Below are 14,761 nucleotides of genomic sequence, written 5' to 3' on the forward strand. Positions count from 1 at the left end.
CATGCTGCCCAACACCGTCGGCATGGCGCCGGTCACGCCGGTCAAGGGCACGCGTCCCGGCGACGCCGTCGCCGAGCCGCGCCAGGCCGAATTCCAGCGCTCATTGCAGGGCATGGTCGGCAAGTCGATGAATGGCCAGGTGATCGGACGCATGACCGACGGCAGCTACCTGGTACGCGTGGCCGGCACCCCGGCGCGCATGCAGTTGCCGGCCGGTACCGAACTGGGCGCCAACGTCCCCTTGCTGCTGATCGGCATCAATCCCCGTCCCTCATTCCAGATCGGCGCCGGCCCGGATCCGCGCGCCGGCACGATGCTGACCTATGCCGATGCGCAAGCCGAGCCCGAGGCGGCTGTCGCGCAAGGTGCGCAAGGCGCTCAGGCAGGCATGCGGGCCGGTGGTACGCAAGCCGCGCTGCTGGGCCGTGCGCCCTTGACGCCAGCGAACTTGCTGCCGTCGCTGAATGCCGACACCCCCGCCCCTGAACTGAGCAGCACCGCGCGCGCCATCAGCACCGTGCTGAGCCAGGCGGAAAGCGTGCCCGGCGCGCCACTGTCACTGGTCGGCAAGACCAGTCTGATGGCCACGCCCGGCACCGATCCATCGCAAGTGGCGCAAAACCTGCGCGACGCGGTCGGCAGCAGCGGCCTGTTCTATGAATCGCATGTGGCCGAATGGGCCGATGGCAAGCGGCCGCTGGCGTCCTTGCTGCTGGAGCCGCAAATGCAGAAAACCTTGCAGGGCGAAGTCATGAAGAACGGCACCGACCTGGCGCAAGCGCAGCTGATCAACCTGCAACTGCACACGCATGAACAGGCCAGGGTGCAATGGCAGGGCGAAGCCTGGCCAGGACAAAAAATGCAGTGGGATATCACCAAGGACGAGCCGGACGGCAGCCAGCACCCGGGCCAGGACGAAGACGCCACCGCCTGGCGCAGCAGCGTGCGCTTCCAGTTTCCCTTATTGGGCGACTTGTCGGCGCAGGTGGTGTTGCAAGCAGGAAAAGTCCAGATCCAGATGCAGGCCGGCAGCGAAGCAAGCGCCGAGACCTTGCGCCAGCATGCGGCGCGGCTGGAAGCGTCCATGGAAGCGGCAGGCTGGCCGCTGTCGTCACTGACGATTGCCGGCAAAGCTGGTGGAGACGACAATGCTGGATGACGGCAAGCGCAAGATGCCGCAGACGGCGGTCGCGCTGGCCTACCAGAGCGGCGCGCAAGCGCCCAAGGTGGTGGCCAAGGGCAGTGGCCTGATTGCCGACAAGATCATCAGCACGGCGCGCGAACATGGCGTGTTCGTGCATGAATCGAAGGAACTGGTGGCACTGTTGATGGATATCGACCTGGACAGCCAGATTCCGCCCGGCCTGTATCGGGCGATTGCGGAACTGCTGGCCTGGTTATATCATATCGAATCTGCGAAAGGCGGGCCGCTCCCGCCACCGCCCGATACCGTAGCGGCGCTTCCCACCGACACATCAGAACAATAACGACAGGCATCAATGCAAGCACATATTATGGATTCCGGCCTCGAAAACTGGCATGACTTTGAAGTGGAATCACGGCGGGAAATCGTCGCGCTGCTGCGCAGCATCGGCGAAAAGAATCAGTTGATACGCATGCAGGTGCATGGCGAATCCGATGTTTGCGTCACTTCCATTCTCGATATCGATGCCGAGCGCGACATGGTCATCCTTGACCGCCCCGTCGATACCGGCCAGAGCCGGCGCATGGTCGCCGCCAGCGGCATCACGTTTGAAACCTCGCTCGACAAGATCCGCATCCTGTTTTCCAGCAATTCGGTGGAAGAATGCGTGCATGGCACCACGCCGGCCCTGAAAATGGCCATCCCCACCACCCTGATCCGCTTGCAGCGGCGCGAGTATTACCGCATGAGCACGCCGGTCAGCAATCCGGTGCGCGCGACCATTCCCATGATCACCGAGGAAGGCACGGCCAACATGCCGTTCCCGCTGGCCGATATCAGTTGCGGCGGCATCGCCATCATGGACAACAAACTGGTGCTGGGCGATACCATCGGCAAGAACTATCCGGGCTGCCGGATTGACCTGCCCGAGATCGGCATCATCACGGTGACGTTGCAGATTCGCAACTCGCTGGACATGACCCTGCTGAACAACAAGCTGAACCGCCGCCTTGGCTGCCAGTTCGTCGACCTGTCGCGCGGTACCCTGGCGCAAGTGCAGCGCTATATCACGCGCCTCGAGCGCGAGCGCAACGCACGCATTGCCGGCCTCGGCTGACAGCCTTACAGGTTCATGCCGCCCGACACTTCGATGCGCTGGCCGGTAATCCAGCGGTTGCCAGGCTGCAGCAGCGAGGCGATGGCGCCGCCGATATCATCGGGCAAACCTGCCCGGCCCAACGCGGTGACCGAGGCAATGTGGGCATTGACGGCAGGATTGTCGCGCACCACGCCACCGCCGAAATCGGTCGCAATCGCGCCCGGCGCCACCACATTGACGGCGATGCCGCGTGGACCCAGTTCCTGCGCCATGTAGCGGCTGAGTACTTCCACGCCACCCTTCACTGCCGCATACGCCGCACGGCCAGGATAGCTGAAGCGGGCCAGTCCGCTCGACAGGTTGACGATGCGCCCGCCATCGGCCAGCAGCGGCAACAGTTTCTGCGTCAGGAAAAACACTCCTTTCAGGTGCACATTGACCATGTCGTCGAACTGCGCCTCGGTGGTCTCGGCGATCGACGCCTCCAGGCCGCTGCCGGCGTTGTTGACCAGATAGTCGAACTGCGTGCGCTGCCAGTCGCTGGCCAGCACCTTGCTCACGACGGTGGCAAAATCGGCAAAGCCGCGCGTATCGGCCACATCCAGCTTGAGCGCGACGGCGCGGCGGCCCAGCGCCCGGATCTCGGCGACGACGGCGTGCGCTTCGTCGGCGTTGTTGCGGTAGGTAATGATCAGGTCAACGCCAGTCTCGGCCAGTTTCAGTGCGGTGTTCTTGCCCAGGCCGCGGTTGGCGCCGGTAATCAGTGCGACAGGTGTGCTCATGATGGATTCCTTATAGTGGTTGCAGGTAATGAGTCGTATCGCTCATTGACAGAACCAGTATATTGTCGCCATCAGCATTGATAAACCGCGCCAATCTGATCACACTGATCGGACCAGCCGTACAATCGGCCTTTTTTAAGCAACCATCCATTCGCGCTCGATCAGCGCGCTGAGCCAGTCCATGAACACCCGTGTGCGCTTGGGCAAGTCGCGCCGGTGCGTATATAACAGGGCGATAGCCATCGGCGGCGCCACATACTGCGGCAGCACCGCCACCAGCGTACCGGCGGCAAGATGAGGGCGCGCGCCGCTCATCGGCATCTGCGCGATGCCCATGCCGCCCAGGCAGGCGTCCTGGAACGCTTCCGTATTGTTGACGGTGACATTGCCGGCCATCGGCAACTGATGCAACTGGCCCTCCAGCACATACTCGAAACCGGCCGAGCGGGCGCCCAGCGTGCTGACGTAATGCACCAGGCGGTGCTGCGACAGCTCATCGATAGTGAGCGGCGTACCGTAGTGCGACAGATAGGCAGGGCTGGCGCAATTGACCATCGGCACCGTGCCCAGGTAACGGGCGATCAGCGACGGGTCCTGCACGTCACCGGCCCGCAGCACGCAGTCGAAGCCCTCGCGCACCAGATCGACGCGCCGGTCCGTGCTGCTCACCTCGACCTGTATCTGCGGACAGGCGCGCAGGAATTCGCCCAGGTGCGGCATCACCAGCTGGCGTGCGGCCACGGTGGGCATGTCGATGCGCAAGCGGCCACGCAGCACGGCGCCGTCGAGACGGAACATGTTTTCCATGTCGTCCATGTCGGCCAGCATGTCCTTGCAGCGCTGGTACAACACCAGGCCGTCCTGGGTGACGCTGACCTTGCGCGTGGTGCGGTTGAGCAAGCGTGCGCCCAGCAGCAGTTCCAGCTCGCGCACATGTTCGGACACGCTGGCCTTGGGCAGGCCCAGGCTGGCGGCCGCCTGCGTAAAGCTGCTCAGCTCGGTAACCCGCACGAAAGTCTTCATCAGTTCCAGCTTGTTCATGCGCGAGCCGGCATCTGCGTCAAACTTGCATATTCATGATCTCGTGGTACGACGACACCAGTTTGTTGCGCACCTGCACCGTCGCCTGGAACTGGATGCCGGCTTTTTGCGACGCCACCATCACGTCCGACAGGCTGACAGAATCGTCGCCCATGGTAAAGCGCTTGCCGAGGTCAGCCGAGGTCTGCTGCGCGCTGGCAACCGAGTCGAGCGCGCCCTTGAGCGCGTCGGCAAAATTGACCCTGGCGGCCGGCGCTTCCATCTGGATCGCCGGCACTTTCGCCTCCGGCCGCGTCGCCGCAGCCTTCAATTGCGAGATCATTGCCTCGATCCTGCTGCTGTCTATACCACCTATACCACCTGTTTTCACTATGCCTCCCGATTCCTGTCTGTTGCCTCCAGGGCACAAAACCCTGGCATGCAAGGCAGCGCCGGGTACAATTAGTGCTACCGTACGTTGCCAGTGTTCCACAATACCAGCAGGAAAGCCAGCCGCTCGGCCGAGCAGGCGGCAAAACCACCTTCTATTTGGACGATCAAAGCGCATGACAGGAGCGGATAATTCCTCTTATCGCTCCTCGTTTCGCAGGCGGCGGCCTCCACCAACCCCACCATACCAGCGCCACGGAAGGCAATCATGGCTGTAGCGGAAGAGATTGAATTGAACCAACCCCCACCGGCGCCGGCCCCCGCGCGCTCGCCGGTAGAATCCGTGCAAGCATTTGCCAAGACGCCGATGGGCAAGAATTTCCTGCGCGGCCTGGGCGTGGCGGCGCTGGTGGCGATCGGCGTGGCGCTGTATATGTGGAACCAGCCACCGGAATACAAAGTCCTGTTTTCCAATTTCACGGACCGCGACGGCGGCGCCATTACCGCCTCGCTGGACCAGCTGGGCATCAAACACAAGTTTTCCGAAGGCGGCGGCGCAATCCTCGTGCCTACCGAGCAAGTCCACGATGCACGCCTGAAACTGGCCGCACAAGGCCTGCCGAAAGGCGGCAACGTGGGTTTTGAGTTGATGGAAAACCAGAAACTGGGCGTCTCGCAATTCCTCGAGCAGGTCAATTTCCAGCGCGCGCTCGAAGGCGAACTGGCCAAATCGATCGAATCGGTAGCCGCCGTCGAGAGAGCACGCGTGCACCTGGCCCTGCCCAAGCCTTCTGTCTTTGTGCGCGACCAGCAAAAACCGACCGCTTCGGTGCTGCTCAACCTGCACCCTGGCCGCGGCCTGGACCAGCTGCAAGTGAGCGCGATTGTGCACCTGGTGGCGTCCAGCGTGCCGGAATTGCTGCCGATCAATGTGACCGTGGTCGACCAGGCCGGCAGCCTGCTGTCCAGCCAGGAACGCGACAAGGACCGCGCCAACGGCATCAAGAGCCTGGACCCGAACCAGCTGAAATACGTGCAGCAATTGCAGCAAAGCGTGATCAAGCAGGTCGAATCGATCTTGCTGCCGATCGTCGGCGAAGGCAATGTGCGCGCCGAAGCGACCGCCGACGTCGATTTTTCGCAAAGCGAACAGGCGGCCGAGACCTACAAGCCGAACTCGCCGCCGGAAGCGTCGACCATCCGCAGCCAGCAAACCAGCGAGTCTACCGGCGCCGGCAATGCCAATCCTTCCGGCGTACCGGGCGCGCTGTCGAACCAGCCGCCAGGCGTGGCCACGGCGCCGCTGACGGCCGAGGCGCCAGGTGCGCCTGGCGCAGCCACGCCGAGTCCGCCATCACAGAAGGAATCGACCACCAATTATGAAGTCGACAAGACCGTGCGCTACGAGCAGAAGTCGATGGGCGGCCTGCGCCGCCTGTCGGTGGCGGTGGTGGTCAACTACCGGCGCAATGTCGCCGCCGACGGCAAGGTGACGGTGACGCCGATTTCGCCAGCTGAAATGGTGCAGATCAACAACCTCGTCAAGGAGGCGATGGGCTATAACAAGGAGCGCGGCGACAGCTTCAGCGTGGCCAATTCACCGTTCGACGGCATCGACCGCGCGCCGGAAGGCAAGCTGGAATGGTGGCGCGATCCGGCCAACCTGCCGCTGGCGAAAGAACTGGCAAAATTCCTGATCACGGCGCTGATCCTGCTGTATCTGTTTATCAAGATCGTGCGACCGATGCTGCGCCCCGTCATGCGCAAGATCGACGACTTCGGCGCGCCGCCACCCGCGATCGAGCCGGAACTGGCGAAAACCGGCGAAGACAACGAAGTGCTGCTCAGCGAGGCGGAGCTGGAAGAGCTGGAAGAAGACACGGCGCGCGGCTATCGCGAGAACCTGGCGATGGCCAGGAAGCTGGCGCAGGATGACCCAAGAGTGGTGGCCAACGTAATCAAGGCATGGATAGGCAATAATGACTGAATCGACGGGACTGCAAAAAGCGGCCATCCTGATGCTGGCCCTGGGCGAGAGCGAAGCGGCCGAAGTGATGAAATATCTGGGCCCGCGCGAAGTGCTGAAACTGGGTGCGGCGATGGCTACCATGAAGGGCATCGCGCACGAACAGGTGGTCGAAGTACTCGACGACTTCCGCGAACAGACGGAACTCAATTCCACCGTCGGCCTCGATTCGGACGAGTATATCCGCCAGGTGCTGACCAAGGCGCTGGGCGACGACAAGGCCTCGGTGTTGCTGTCGCGCATACTGGGCGGCAAGGATGCGTCCGGCATCGAATCGCTGAAATGGATGGATTCGCAATCGGTATCCGAGCTGATCCGCAACGAACACCCGCAGATCATCGCCACCATCCTGGTCCACCTGGAGCGCGACCAGGCCTGCGAAATCCTCAGTCACTTCACCGACCGCCTGCGCAACGACGTGGTACTGCGTATCGCCACGCTCGACGGGGTACAGCCGGCTGCGCTGCGCGAACTGAACGACGTGCTGACCAAACTGCTGTCGGGCAATGAAAACATCAAGAAATCGTCGCTGGGCGGCGTGCGCGCTGCGGCCGAGATTCTGAACTTCATGAGCGGCGAGCAGGAAGGCTCGGTGATGGACAATATCAAGAACTACGACAACGACATGGCGCAAAAGATCATGGACGAAATGTTCGTGTTCGACAATGTGATCGATATCGACGACCGCGGCATCCAGCTGCTGCTGCGCGAGGTGCAGTCGGAAATGCTGATCATCGCCCTGAAAGGCGCTTCGCAGGAGCTGCGCGAGAAGATCTTCAAGAACATGTCGCAGCGCGCCGGCGAGATGATGCGCGAAGACCTCGAATCGAAAGGTCCGGTGCGGTTGTCGGAAGTGGAGTCGCAGCAGAAACAGATCCTGCAGATCGTGCGCCGCCTGGCGGACGAGGGGCAGATAGTACTGGGTGGAAAAGGCGAGGATTCGTTTGTCTAATTTTATTCCCAAGGAAAAGCAGACAGCGTATCAGCGCTGGGAAATGACCTCGTTTGGCGACGACCGTCCCAGCGCGGTGGCGGCACGCAAGCTGCTTGAACCCGAGCCGCAGGCCGAGGCCGATCCCTTTGTCGATCTGCTTGAGGAAGAACTGGCGCCACCGCTGCAATATCCGACCCAGGAAGAAATCGACGCCATCCGCGAGGCGGCGCATGCCACCGGCTTCGAGGAAGGCCGCAGCACCGGTTACGCCGAAGGCCATGCGGCCGGCCACGCCGATGGCCACGCAGAATCGTACGCCGAGGGCCGGCAGGCTTCGAGCGTGGAACTGGCGCACCTGCAGACCATTGCAGTCGACTTCGGCACGGCGCTGCAGCAGGCCGACGAACTGATCGCCAATGAGGTGATGGAACTGGCCTTGCAACTGGCCAGGTGCATGCTGAAAGCCGCCCTGCCCGTGCGCCCGGAACTGATGCTGCCGATGGTGCGCGAGGCCATCGAATACCTGCCCGTGCTGCAACAGCCGGCACTGCTGATGCTGAACCCGGAAGACGCGCAGGTGGTGCGCGACGGCATCGGCGATGAACTCGACAAGGGTGGCTGGCGCGTGATCGAAGATCCGACCGTGGAACGGGGCGGCTGCAAGATCGACACTGCCAGCAATCAGATCGATGCGCAGGCATCGACCCGCTGGCAGCGTCTCACGCACGCGCTCGGCAAAGACCTGGACTGGCTGGCACCGTGAACGACCAGACCGCCAATTCGCATGCAGCGCGCTGGCGCGCCTACCTGAACGACTGCTCGGCCGTGGTCAGCTTTGTGGAACCGATGCAGATCTCGGGACGGGTCACGCGCGTGGCCGGCCTGGTGATGGAAGCGGTCGGCTTGCGCCTGGCCGTCGGCGCCGCCTGCACCGTGCCGCTGCCCAATGGTGGCCGGGTCGAGGCCGAAGTGGTCGGTTTCGAAGGCGACCGCCTGTTCCTGATGCCGCAAAGCGATGTCGAAGGCATCGTGCCGGGCACGCGCGTGTTTTCGGTCGAGCCGGCGATACCGCGGCCCGGCAGCGTGGCGCACCCGCGCCGCCGTCCCAGCGACCGCGCGCGCCATTTGCCGGTCGGCGCGCAATTGCTGGGCCGCGTGCTCGACGGCGCAGGAAGGCCGCTGGATCAATTGGGCCCGCTGCACACCACCGACAGCGCACCGATCAACGTGCGCCCCGCCAATCCGCTGGGCCGCGCGCCCATCGTCTCCACACTGGACGTGGGCGTGCGCTCGATCAACGCCATGCTGACGGTGGGACGTGGCCAGCGCATGGGCCTGTTCGCCGGCTCCGGTGTCGGCAAAAGCGTGCTGCTGGGCATGATGGCGCGCTATACGGAAGCGGACGTGATCGTGGTCGGCCTGATCGGCGAACGGGGCCGCGAGGTCAAGGAATTCATCGAACAGATCCTGGGGCCAGAAGGCCTGGCGCGCTCGGTGGTGGTGGCGGCGCCGGCCGACACGCCGCCGCTGATGCGCCTGCAGGGCGCGGCCTACGCGACGGCGATTGCCGAACACTTCCGCGACCAGGGGCAAAACGTGCTGCTGATTATGGATTCGCTGACCCGCTACGCGATGGCGCAACGCGAGATAGCGCTGGCGATCGGCGAGCCGCCCGCCACCAAAGGCTATCCGCCGTCCGTGTTTGCCAAACTGCCGGTGCTGGTGGAACGGGCCGGCAATGGCGAGGAAGGCGGCGGCTCGATCACCGCGTTTTACACCGTGCTGACCGAGGGCGATGACCAGCAGGATCCGATCGCCGACTCGGCGCGCGCGATTCTCGACGGCCACATCGTGCTGAACCGCCGCCTGGCCGAAGCGGGCCACTACCCGGCGATCGACATCGAACAGTCGATTTCGCGCGCTGCCCATTCGATCACCACCCATGACCACCAGCAAAAGGCACGCAAGCTCAAGCAACTGTATTCGCGCTACGAGCGCAGCCGCGACCTGATCAGCGTCGGCGCCTACGCCGCCGGCACCGACCCCGTGCTGGACCAGGCGATTGCCCTGCATGAACAGATTGAAGCGTTTTTGCAACAGCAAATTACCGAACGTGTCAGCATGGACGAGAGCTTGGGGCAACTTGCCGCTCTGTTCGAGTGATTGAAGCGTATCTGCCGGACATATAATTGAATCATGGCATCTCCTTCCCAACTAGCAACCCTGATCGACCTGGCCCAGCGCGAGACCGACGACTGCGCCAAGCGCCTGGGCGCGGCCTTGAAGACGCTCGACGATTGCCAGCAAAAGCTGCAGATGCTGACTGGCTACCGAGATGACTACGCGCAACGCTTTGAGGCGAGCATGGCCAGCGGCATCACGCCCATGGCTTACCGCAACTTCCAGGATTTCATGCTCAAGCTGGAAAGCGCCATCACGGGCCAGCAGCAGGTAGTCAATCACGCGCAGGCGCGCAGCGAACATGAAAAGACCAGCTGGCAAACGGCGGAGCGAAAACGCATGTCGTACACCACGCTCAATAACCGGGCGCAGGAACAGGCCTTGAAGCTGGAAAACAAGCGCGACCAGAAAGCCATGGACGAACACGCGGCACGGCAAGCTTATTACAAACGTTAATTTACGCTGATTTACGCTGGCAGCAGCGCCACAGGGCCCATCATGCAGACCCCGATTTCCCAGATTTCCTCCCCGAATGCCAAGCCGGCGCCAGCCAAGCGCGAACTGCAGTCCGGCAGCGCGCCCGACGGCGACTTCCAGCGCACCCTGAACCGCCAGCTGGAACAGCGCCAGGCCCATGGCCGCGCCCAGGTGCAAACGCCGGCACAGGCGCCGGCCAAAGCTGCGCCGCCCCCTGCGCCAGCGACCAGCAAGGCGACTGAGCAAGCGGGCGCCGAGCAGGCCCATGCCAGCACAAGCAAGGAAGCGGCCCCGGCCGAGAAAGACAGCGAGAGCAGCGAGGCGGAAGAAACTGTCACAACGGAAGCGAAGCCACCAGCCGACCCGATCACCGACATGCTGGCCCTGGTGGGCAGCATCAAGCTGGCGATGCAACAGCCGGCCGGCGGCGACGCGGGCGCGCGCGCGCTGGCGAAGCTTGACGGCAAAATCGACGGCAAGACCGATGGCAAGAGCATCAGTGCGGCGCAGTTGTTGGCCGGACAGAAGGCAGCGACCGAAACCGTGGCAGACAGCGTGCTCGACGATGGCAAGGGCGGCGGTTTTGCCGCCAGCCTGGGCAAGGCGCAGGCCGCTGCCAGCGTGCAGGCCGGCAAGCCTGACGCAGGCAAACTGGCGCTCGACGCGCAACTGGCGGCCACCGCCAAAGCCGGCGCCGCGCTGGCCGAACCGCTGCCCAAGGACGCGGCACCCGACCTGACCCGCCTGGCCGCACCCCTGGCGCCAGGTGCCCTGCAGCAGGCCGCAGCAGCGGCTGCCGTGCCGGCCGACAAATTGATGGGCCGCGTCGGTACGCCGGCCTGGGACCAGCAACTGGGGCAAAAAGTGGTGTGGATGGCGGCCGGTGGCGACCAGAGCGCCACCCTGACCCTGAACCCGCCCGATCTCGGTCCGCTGCAAGTGGTACTGACAGTGACCAATGACCAGGCCGACGCCGCCTTCATGTCGGCCCAGCCGGAAGTACGGCAGGCGCTGGAAGCGGCCCTGCCGCGGCTGCGCGACATGATGGCCGAAGCAGGCATTACGTTTGGCAACGCCACCGTGTCGGACGGCTCAGCCCAGCAACAGAGCAGCCAGCGCGACGGTTCCGGCAATGGACGTGGCGGCAGCGGCACGGCCACGGGCGGCGAGATCGCCATTACCCAGAACAGCAGCCGCAGCAGGCCGACACTGGGCGAAGTCGATACCTTTGCCTGAAAGTTGGCGCCAGCAAGCAGGTTGAGCGCATCAAGGCTCTTTTCAACAGTTGGTTCTGCGCATCCCTTGCCGATAATGACATAATGGCGTCGTGTTCCATTTCCATGCAGTCGAGTACCATTGAAAGCAAATCCAAAAATGAAAGCAGATCCGAAAGCCGATGCGGCGCTGGCACCTGCAGGGGCTTCCAAAAAGAAGCTGATGATCATCATCCTGGCCTCGGTCCTGGTGGCCGGCGGCGTGGGCGGCGGCGCGGCCTGGTATTTCTTGCATGGCAAGGGCGACCAGGAAGAATCGTCGCCATCGAAGAAAAAGAAACATTCAGCAGAGAAAGCCGGCCCGCCCGTATTCGTGCCCATCGACTCGTTTACCGTCAACCTGCAGCCGGAAAACGGCGAGCAATACCTGCAGATCGCATTCACCCTGCAGGTGGCGAACGCCGAAGAAATGGAAACCATCAAGCTGAACATGCCGAAAGTGCGCAGCCGTTTGTTGCTGCTGTTGTCCGGCAAAAAGGCGTCCGAGCTCAATACGGTGGAAGGCAAGCAGCAACTGGCGGCGGAAATCGTTGCTCAAGTGAACCAGCCATTCAGCGAAAAAGGGCCGGAACAAGATGTGACGGACGTATTATTTACCGCATTTATCATTCAATAAGCAGCCATGGCCGATAATTTCCTTTCCCAGGAAGAAGTCGATGCCCTTCTGAAGGGCGTCAACGGAGACCAGGACGACGCGCAGACGCCGGAAGACGTCACGGGCGTTCGTACCTACAACCTGGCGACCCAGGAACGCATCGTGCGCGGCCGCATGCCGACGCTGGAGATTATCAACGAGCGCTTCGCACGCTTGCTGCGCGTGGGCCTGTTCAACTTCCTGCGCCGCAGCGCCGAAGTGTCGGTCGGCTCGGTGCGGGTGTCGAAGTACAGCGAATTCATCCGCAACCTGGTGGTGCCAACCAATCTGAACCTGGTGCACATGAAGCCGCTGCGCGGTACGGCCCTGATGGTGTTCGATCCGGGCCTGGTGTTTTTGCTGGTCGATAATCTGTTCGGCGGCGACGGGCGTTTCCATACGCGCGTCGAAGGCCGTGACTTTACCCAGACCGAGCAGCGCATCATTTTGCGCATCCTCGATATCGTCTTCGAGGCGTACACGAAATCGTGGGAACCGGTGTTCCCGGTCGAGTTTGAATATATCCGCTCGGAAATGAACACCCAGTTTGCCAATATCGCCACACCGAACGAGGTGGTGGTGGCGTCGACCTTCACGGTAGAGCTCGGTTCCGTGTCGGGCCAGATTCACTTCTGCATGCCGTATTCGATGATCGAGCCGATCCGCGATTCGCTGACCTCGAGCCTGCAGGGCGAGGCGCTGGAAGTGGACAAGCGCTGGATCCGCCTGATGACGCAGCAGATCCAGATCGCCGAAGTGGAACTGGTGGCCTCGTTAGGCACGGCGCGCGTATCGTTCGATGAAATCCTGAACATGAAGGTGGGCGACATCATTCCGCTGAATATTCCTGAACTGATCGCCGCTACCGTCGACGGCGTGCCGGTGATGGATTGCACTTATGGCGTGCTGAACGGACAATATGCCTTGAAGGTCGAGAAACTGCTCGCCAATTCCGATAACATCAACAATCATTAAGATACTGCGGGCCGACCATGGCCCCTGCCCGAACCACAGGAGAGTGACATGTCTGACAATCTGGACGACCAAAGCGCGGAAGACGACTGGGGCGCGGCGATCGCCGAGCAGGCCAAGGCCGAAGCCGAAGCGCTGCAAAACGCCGCCGCCAATACCGCCAGCGCGGCCAGCGCCGCCGTATTCAAGGATTTTTCGAAACAGGCGTCGAAGTCGGAAACCCATAACGATATCGATTTCATCCTCGATATCCCGGTGCAACTGACGGTCGAACTGGGCCGCACCAAGATCGCCATCAAGAACCTGCTGCAACTGGCGCAAGGTTCGGTGGTGGAACTGGACGGCCTGGCCGGCGAACCGATGGACGTGCTGGTCAACGGCTGCCTGATCGCACAAGGCGAAGTGGTGGTGGTGAACGACAAGTTCGGCATCCGCCTGACCGATATCATCACGCCGTCCGAACGTATCCGAAAACTCAATAAATGAAGCCTGGCCTGTTTATTTCCACCATGCTGCTGCCGCTGGCGGCGGCATGCTGCATTGCGCAGGCGGCCGATGTGCCGGCTGCCACTGCCACCACGGCCAGCGCGCCAGCCGCACCTGCGGTTGACACTGCTGCTGCGCCGGCTGCAAATGCGGCTGCTCCGGCCGCCACCGCACCCCTGCCCGCCATGCCGCCCGGCGCGCCGATGACGATGGCCCCCACAACATCGAGCGGCAGCCTGCTGCAAACCATTTTCGCCCTGATGTTCGTGCTGGCCCTGCTGATCGCGCTGGCCTGGGCCATGAAACGCTATGGCCCGAAAGCGCTGGGCGGCAACAGCAAAATGCGCGTGGTCAGCTCGCTCAACCTGGGCGGGCGTGAACGCATCGTGCTGATCGAAGTCGCTGACCAGTGGATCGTGGTGGGCGCCTCGCCGGGCCGCATCAATGCACTGGCCACCCTGCCACGCCAGGAAGGCGAGCTGCCGACCTTGTCCAGCGCGCAGAATGGCCCGGCCGCCGCCAATTTTTCCGAGTGGCTGAAACAGACCATCGAAAAACGCAATGGGAAATAAGCAGGCGATGGCGTTGAACAATCCGAAAACGATCTTGACATGGCTGCTGGCCGGCGTCGCACTGGCCCTGCCGCTGTGGGCGCTGGCCCAGCCCGGCATTCCCGCCTTCAACAGTGCGCCGGCGCCCGGTGGCGGACAAAGCTATTCGCTGCCGCTGCAGACGCTGATCCTGATGACGTCGCTGACGTTCCTGCCGGCGGCCTTGCTGATGATGACCTGCTTTACCCGCATTATCATCGTGCTGTCCCTGCTGCGCCAGGCGATCGGCACACAGTCGGCGCCGCCGAACCAGGTGATGGTGGGCCTGGCGCTGTTCCTGACCCTGTTCGTGATGGGCCCCGTGTTCGACAAGATTTATACCGACGCATATTTGCCCTACCAGGAAAACAAGATCACCATGCAACAGGCGCTCGACAAGGGCGTCGATCCCCTGAAAACCTTCATGCTCAAGCAGACGCGCCAGGCCGACCTGGCCCTGTTCGCCAAGATGTCGCGCTCGCCCGCCCTGCAGGGACCGGAAGACGTGCCGCTGCGCATCCTGGTGCCGGCCTTTGTCACCAGTGAACTCAAAACAGCGTTCCAGATCGGCTTTGCGATTTTCATCCCCTTCCTGATCATCGACATGGTGGTGGCCAGCGTGCTGATGTCAATGGGCATGATGATGATGTCACCGGCCACCATCTCGCTGCCGTTCAAGCTGATGTTGTTCGTGCTGGTCGATGGCTGGCAGTTGCTGCTCGGCTCGCTGTCACAAAGTTTCTACTAGGGGC

Annotated in this window: 17 protein-coding genes; 14 read left to right on the plus strand and 3 right to left on the minus strand. The window is 62.7% G+C overall.

The annotated features are described in order from the left end of the window. Position 1 precedes the first annotated feature (1 nt). The 3 genes from fliK to ACQ4WM_RS06225 are packed head-to-tail and all read left to right on the plus strand — an operon-like array spanning position 2 to position 2,261. Positions 2-1,159 (plus strand): flagellar hook-length control protein FliK, encoded by a 1,158-nt coding sequence (gene fliK / locus ACQ4WM_RS06215; RefSeq protein WP_436545805.1) that lies wholly within the window; start codon positions 2-4, stop codon positions 1,157-1,159. Beyond that, positions 1,149-1,487, plus strand: coding sequence for an EscU/YscU/HrcU family type III secretion system export apparatus switch protein (locus ACQ4WM_RS06220; protein ID WP_436545806.1), 339 nt, complete (start codon positions 1,149-1,151; stop codon positions 1,485-1,487). Before fliK ends, ACQ4WM_RS06220 begins: the two co-directional genes overlap by 11 nt. Positions 1,488-1,499: 12 nt before the next feature. Beyond that, a complete protein-coding gene (locus ACQ4WM_RS06225) occupies positions 1,500-2,261 on the plus strand; it encodes a flagellar brake protein (RefSeq protein ID WP_436545807.1) in 762 nt (253 codons plus the stop codon). A 5-nt stretch (positions 2,262-2,266) separates the two neighbouring features. Here the strand turns inward: ACQ4WM_RS06225 and ACQ4WM_RS06230 are convergent, their stop codons facing one another. The 3 genes from ACQ4WM_RS06230 to fliE all read right to left on the minus strand — a co-directional run bounded on the left by ACQ4WM_RS06230 (position 2,267) and on the right by fliE (position 4,388). Next, entirely contained in the window at positions 2,267-3,025 is a 759-nt protein-coding gene (locus tag ACQ4WM_RS06230; protein ID WP_436545808.1) for an SDR family NAD(P)-dependent oxidoreductase, read from the minus strand. Between the two features lie 135 nt (positions 3,026-3,160). Beyond that, a complete protein-coding gene (locus ACQ4WM_RS06235; RefSeq protein ID WP_436545809.1) occupies positions 3,161-4,066 on the minus strand; it encodes a LysR family transcriptional regulator in 906 nt (301 codons plus the stop codon). A 19-nt stretch (positions 4,067-4,085) separates the two neighbouring features. Beyond that, complete coding sequence (fliE, locus tag ACQ4WM_RS06240) at positions 4,086-4,388, minus strand: flagellar hook-basal body complex protein FliE (RefSeq protein ID WP_436545810.1); 303 nt, start codon at positions 4,386-4,388, stop codon at positions 4,086-4,088. A 315-nt stretch (positions 4,389-4,703) separates the two neighbouring features. On the opposite strand from fliE, the gene fliF reads away from it, so the two are divergent. The 11 genes from fliF to fliP all read left to right on the plus strand — a co-directional run bounded on the left by fliF (position 4,704) and on the right by fliP (position 14,757). Beyond that, positions 4,704-6,422, plus strand: coding sequence for a flagellar basal-body MS-ring/collar protein FliF (gene fliF / locus ACQ4WM_RS06245; protein ID WP_436545811.1), 1,719 nt, complete (start codon positions 4,704-4,706; stop codon positions 6,420-6,422). Further along, positions 6,415-7,413 carry a flagellar motor switch protein FliG gene (gene fliG / locus ACQ4WM_RS06250; protein WP_436545812.1) on the plus strand — a complete coding sequence of 333 codons (999 nt, stop codon included), beginning with the start codon at positions 6,415-6,417 and terminating at the stop codon, positions 7,411-7,413. Before fliF ends, fliG begins: the two co-directional genes overlap by 8 nt. Positions 7,414-7,456: 43 nt before the next feature. Next, on the plus strand, positions 7,457-8,158 hold the full coding sequence (locus ACQ4WM_RS06255) for a flagellar assembly protein FliH (RefSeq protein WP_436546209.1): 702 nt from the start codon (positions 7,457-7,459) through the stop codon (positions 8,156-8,158). After that, positions 8,143-9,558: a flagellar protein export ATPase FliI gene (gene fliI / locus ACQ4WM_RS06260; RefSeq protein WP_436546210.1), complete on the plus strand. Its 1,416-nt coding sequence runs from the start codon at positions 8,143-8,145 to the stop codon at positions 9,556-9,558. The genes ACQ4WM_RS06255 and fliI overlap by 16 nt, the downstream gene beginning before the upstream one ends. 33 nt (positions 9,559-9,591) lie before the next feature. After that, complete coding sequence (gene fliJ, locus ACQ4WM_RS06265; protein ID WP_436545813.1) at positions 9,592-10,032, plus strand: flagellar export protein FliJ; 441 nt, start codon at positions 9,592-9,594, stop codon at positions 10,030-10,032. Positions 10,033-10,074: 42 nt separating this feature from the next. After that, entirely contained in the window at positions 10,075-11,289 is a 1,215-nt protein-coding gene (locus ACQ4WM_RS06270) for a flagellar hook-length control protein FliK (RefSeq protein WP_436545814.1), read from the plus strand. Positions 11,290-11,427: 138 nt separating this feature from the next. After that, entirely contained in the window at positions 11,428-11,943 is a 516-nt protein-coding gene (fliL, locus tag ACQ4WM_RS06275) for a flagellar basal body-associated protein FliL (protein ID WP_436545815.1), read from the plus strand. A gap of 6 nt (positions 11,944-11,949) precedes the next feature. Continuing rightward, entirely contained in the window at positions 11,950-12,936 is a 987-nt protein-coding gene (gene fliM, locus ACQ4WM_RS06280; RefSeq protein WP_436545816.1) for a flagellar motor switch protein FliM, read from the plus strand. Between the two features lie 48 nt (positions 12,937-12,984). Then, positions 12,985-13,419 (plus strand): flagellar motor switch protein FliN, encoded by a 435-nt coding sequence (gene fliN / locus ACQ4WM_RS06285; RefSeq protein ID WP_436545817.1) that lies wholly within the window; start codon positions 12,985-12,987, stop codon positions 13,417-13,419. Next, positions 13,416-13,991, plus strand: coding sequence for a flagellar biosynthetic protein FliO (gene fliO, locus ACQ4WM_RS06290; RefSeq protein ID WP_436545818.1), 576 nt, complete (start codon positions 13,416-13,418; stop codon positions 13,989-13,991). Before fliN ends, fliO begins: the two co-directional genes overlap by 4 nt. Continuing rightward, the gene (fliP, locus tag ACQ4WM_RS06295) at positions 13,981-14,757 is read left to right on the plus strand and encodes a flagellar type III secretion system pore protein FliP (RefSeq protein ID WP_436545819.1); all 777 of its coding nucleotides are present in this window, start codon (positions 13,981-13,983) and stop codon (positions 14,755-14,757) included. The genes fliO and fliP overlap by 11 nt, the downstream gene beginning before the upstream one ends. Positions 14,758-14,761: the final 4 nt, after the last annotated feature.

Source organism: Janthinobacterium longum, from assembly GCF_051380735.1.
Taxonomy (GTDB): Bacteria; Pseudomonadota; Gammaproteobacteria; order Burkholderiales; family Burkholderiaceae_D; genus Janthinobacterium.

Excerpts from the sequence above, each read along its gene's own strand:
- fliK (WP_436545805.1), top strand. The coding sequence starts at position 2 with ATGCTGCCCAACACCGTCGGCATGGCGCCGGTCACGCCGGTCAAGGGC.
- ACQ4WM_RS06220 (WP_436545806.1), top strand. The coding sequence starts at position 1,149 with ATGCTGGATGACGGCAAGCGCAAGATGCCGCAGACGGCGGTCGCGCTG.
- ACQ4WM_RS06225 (WP_436545807.1), top strand. The coding sequence starts at position 1,500 with ATGCAAGCACATATTATGGATTCCGGCCTCGAAAACTGGCATGACTTT.
- ACQ4WM_RS06230 (WP_436545808.1), bottom strand. The coding sequence starts at position 3,025 with ATGAGCACACCTGTCGCACTGATTACCGGCGCCAACCGCGGCCTGGGC.
- ACQ4WM_RS06235 (WP_436545809.1), bottom strand. The coding sequence starts at position 4,066 with ATGAACAAGCTGGAACTGATGAAGACTTTCGTGCGGGTTACCGAGCTG.
- fliE (WP_436545810.1), bottom strand. The coding sequence starts at position 4,388 with ATGATCTCGCAATTGAAGGCTGCGGCGACGCGGCCGGAGGCGAAAGTG.
- fliF (WP_436545811.1), top strand. The coding sequence starts at position 4,704 with ATGGCTGTAGCGGAAGAGATTGAATTGAACCAACCCCCACCGGCGCCG.
- fliG (WP_436545812.1), top strand. The coding sequence starts at position 6,415 with ATGACTGAATCGACGGGACTGCAAAAAGCGGCCATCCTGATGCTGGCC.
- ACQ4WM_RS06255 (WP_436546209.1), top strand. The coding sequence starts at position 7,457 with ATGACCTCGTTTGGCGACGACCGTCCCAGCGCGGTGGCGGCACGCAAG.
- fliJ (WP_436545813.1), top strand. The coding sequence starts at position 9,592 with ATGGCATCTCCTTCCCAACTAGCAACCCTGATCGACCTGGCCCAGCGC.
- ACQ4WM_RS06270 (WP_436545814.1), top strand. The coding sequence starts at position 10,075 with ATGCAGACCCCGATTTCCCAGATTTCCTCCCCGAATGCCAAGCCGGCG.
- fliL (WP_436545815.1), top strand. The coding sequence starts at position 11,428 with ATGAAAGCAGATCCGAAAGCCGATGCGGCGCTGGCACCTGCAGGGGCT.
- fliM (WP_436545816.1), top strand. The coding sequence starts at position 11,950 with ATGGCCGATAATTTCCTTTCCCAGGAAGAAGTCGATGCCCTTCTGAAG.
- fliN (WP_436545817.1), top strand. The coding sequence starts at position 12,985 with ATGTCTGACAATCTGGACGACCAAAGCGCGGAAGACGACTGGGGCGCG.
- fliO (WP_436545818.1), top strand. The coding sequence starts at position 13,416 with ATGAAGCCTGGCCTGTTTATTTCCACCATGCTGCTGCCGCTGGCGGCG.
- fliP (WP_436545819.1), top strand. The coding sequence starts at position 13,981 with ATGGGAAATAAGCAGGCGATGGCGTTGAACAATCCGAAAACGATCTTG.